At 70.7% G+C, this 2,764-nt stretch carries 1 protein-coding gene; it reads right to left on the bottom strand.

Going from position 1 to position 2,764, the window contains the following annotated elements:
- Positions 1–914: 914 nt before the first annotated feature.
- Positions 915–2,438: an ATP-dependent DNA ligase gene (locus ETD86_RS53730; RefSeq protein ID WP_138674293.1), complete on the bottom strand. Its 1,524-nt coding sequence runs from the start codon at positions 2,436–2,438 to the stop codon at positions 915–917.
- Positions 2,439–2,764: the final 326 nt, after the last annotated feature.

Here is a 2,764-nt window from a genome sequence, read left to right as displayed (position 1 = left end):
CGGCAGGGGTGGCGATGTGCGTGGGGGAGTCGTCGTTGGCGAGCGCCGCCCATGCGGTGGACGAGGCGGCGGCGATGACGGCGGTGCCCACTGCGATGGCGGTCCAGCGGCGCTTGCCTGTGGGGGACGGCTTGTGGGAGTGCTGACCCAATGTAAAACACGGTCCTAGGTAGGGGAAAGGGCAGGGAAAGGCCAGCCAGGAGGGGTGAGGGGGATACGGCGGCCGATCCGTCGGCGCGGCGGGGGTTCCGCGCAGTGAGCACGAACATATGCGACAAAGGGCAGGTAAAAACAACCTAATGCGACATACAGTGACATATCCCACTTAGCCCGCAAGATCGCCTGCCACTCCACCGAGCCATGAAGGGAACCGGGTCGTGCTGCTCGGGCCGCGCTGCTCGGGCGGTGTCGCTCGGGCCGCGTCGCTGGGCGGTGTCGCCCAGGCCGCGTCGCTGGGCGGCGCCGATGGGCGGCGCCGATGGGCGTGTCCCGGTGTCGTGTCCCCAGGGACCGTGTCGTCCCGCTGCGCCATCCGGCTTGTGCCGCGCCGCCGGGACGTAGCCTCCGGCAGCGTCACCGGGACTCGTCACCGGGACTCGTCACCGGGACTCGTCACCGGGACTCGTCACCGGGATCCGTCACCGGGATCCGTCACCGGGATCCGTCACCGGGATCCGTCACCGGGACTCGTCACCGGGATCCGTCACCGGGATCCGTCACCTGGACCCGTGTCGTCTGGCCGGGCAGCCGGCCGTGTTGTCCAGGTACGCCTTGCGTGGGGCGTGTCGTCCGGCGGCGTCCTCTGGGTGGCGGTCATATGGGTCGCGTTGCCCGGTCTTGTCGTCTCGCCGCGTCACGCGGTGCCAGTGTTCGGGGAACGCCCGTTGCCGGCCGGGGGCCGGTGTCCGGAAATGTCAGAACATGAGGGAGCGGACCGTGTCCACCGTGTCGGCGTCCTCCACCCGCTTGTCCAGGCGGTACCGCAGCACCCGGGCGAAGCGCAGGGCCATGCCGCCCGGGTAGCGGGGTGAGCGCTGGACCCCGTCGAAGGCGATCTCCACCACCAGCTCGGGCCGGAGGTTGACCGTCCAGGTGTCCGTCGGCCCCTCGGCCAGCTCCAGGAAGCGCTCGGTCTGCCAGGCCAGCAGCTCGTCCGTCAGACCCTTGAAGGTCTTGCCGAGCATCACGAAGCCGCCCTCCGGGTCCCTGGCGCCCAGGTGGAGGTTGGACAGCTTGCCCTCGCGCCGGCCGTGGCCCCACTCGGCGGCCAGGACCACCAGGTCTAGGGTGTGACGGGGCTTGACCTTGATCCAGCCGGCGCCCCGCCGGCCCGCCGCGTACGGAGACGACAGGGACTTGACCACCAGACCCTCATGACCGGCCTTCACCACATCGGTGAAGAACTTCTCCGCCTCCGCCACATCGCCCGTGACCAGCCGCGGCGTCAGCAGGCCCTGGGGGACCGTGCGAGCCAGCACTTCCTGACGTTGTGCGTAGGTCAGATCGAGCAGGTCGGCGCCGTCCACGCGCAGAGCGTCGAAGAAGAACACGCTCAGCGGCGTCTGCTCGCGCAGCTGGGCGACGTTGGTCTTGCTGGAGGCCCGGCTCGCCGTGACCTGGAACGGGTGCGGACGGCCGTCGGGGCGCAACGCGATCACCTCGCCGTCCAGCACCAGATCCTCCGACGGCATCTCCAGCACGGCCTCGACCAGCTCGGGAACTTGCGCCGTGATGTCGTCGAGCGTGCGGGTGAAGACCTTGACCTCGGAGCCGGAGCGGTGGGCCTGCACGCGTACGCCGTCGAGCTTCCACTCCAGCGCCGCCGGCGTGCCCGCCTTGTCCAGGGCCGCGGCGACATTGGGGGCACTCCCGGCCAGCATCGGGGCGACCGCCCGGCCCACCTCCAGCCGGAACGCGTGCAGCTCCGCCACCCCGCCGCTCAGCGCGGCCGCCCCGACGGCGGGCAGCCAGCCGCGCAGGGTCAGGGCGCGGCGTACGTCCGCCGACGGCGCGCCGGACGCCTTGGCCACCGCCTCGATCATGACGCCGTCGAGCGCGCCCTGCCGCAGCTCGCCATGGAGCAGCCGGCGCATGAACTGCTGCTCCTGACTGGTCAGCCCCGCGAACAACTCGGCCACCAAAGCCTTGCGCGCCGCCTGCGAGCCCGGGCCAGAGACGGACTTGATCCTCGTCAGCAGCTCGTCGACCGTGGTCAGGGTGGCGGTGGCGGCCAGTTTGGGCTGCGGCAGGTCCTCCAGCGTGCGCCAGCCGACACCCACCTGCCGCTGGGGCAGCTCGCCAGAAAGGTAGGAGATCGCGATCTCCGCCTCGTCCGGGCCCACCCGGCCCAGCAGCTCCGCCAGGTGGGCGATCTTGCCTAGCCTGGCGGACGTGCGCGTCACCGCCTCGGAAACACGGACCACGTCGATCAGAAGCACACGCCTATCGTGCCTCACGCCGCCGACATTCCCTACCCGGTATCGACGCTGTGTGTCGAGCGCTATGTGCTGGCCGGCCGCATACCGCCTCCCAGCCCCGCGGCCTTCCCCTCCACCCGGCCCCGGTGTGCGGCGCTGGGCCGGGCGTAGGCCGGTACCGCGCCGACCCGGCCACCGTGATCGGGGAGTTGAGCGCCTTAGTGGTTCTGCCTGTAAGTCCTTCGAGGGTCAGTGGCTGAGGTAGAGGTCGCAGGCGCAGTCGAGGGCTTCTTGGGGCGTGCCTGCGGACATGCCGGTGGGCAGGATCTGGTTCTCGTACTTGCCGC

It is taken from the genome of Nonomuraea turkmeniaca (genome assembly GCF_005889735.1).
Taxonomy (GTDB): domain Bacteria; phylum Actinomycetota; class Actinomycetes; order Streptosporangiales; family Streptosporangiaceae; genus Nonomuraea; species Nonomuraea turkmeniaca.
This window is presented reverse-complemented; position numbering and strand designations above follow the sequence as displayed.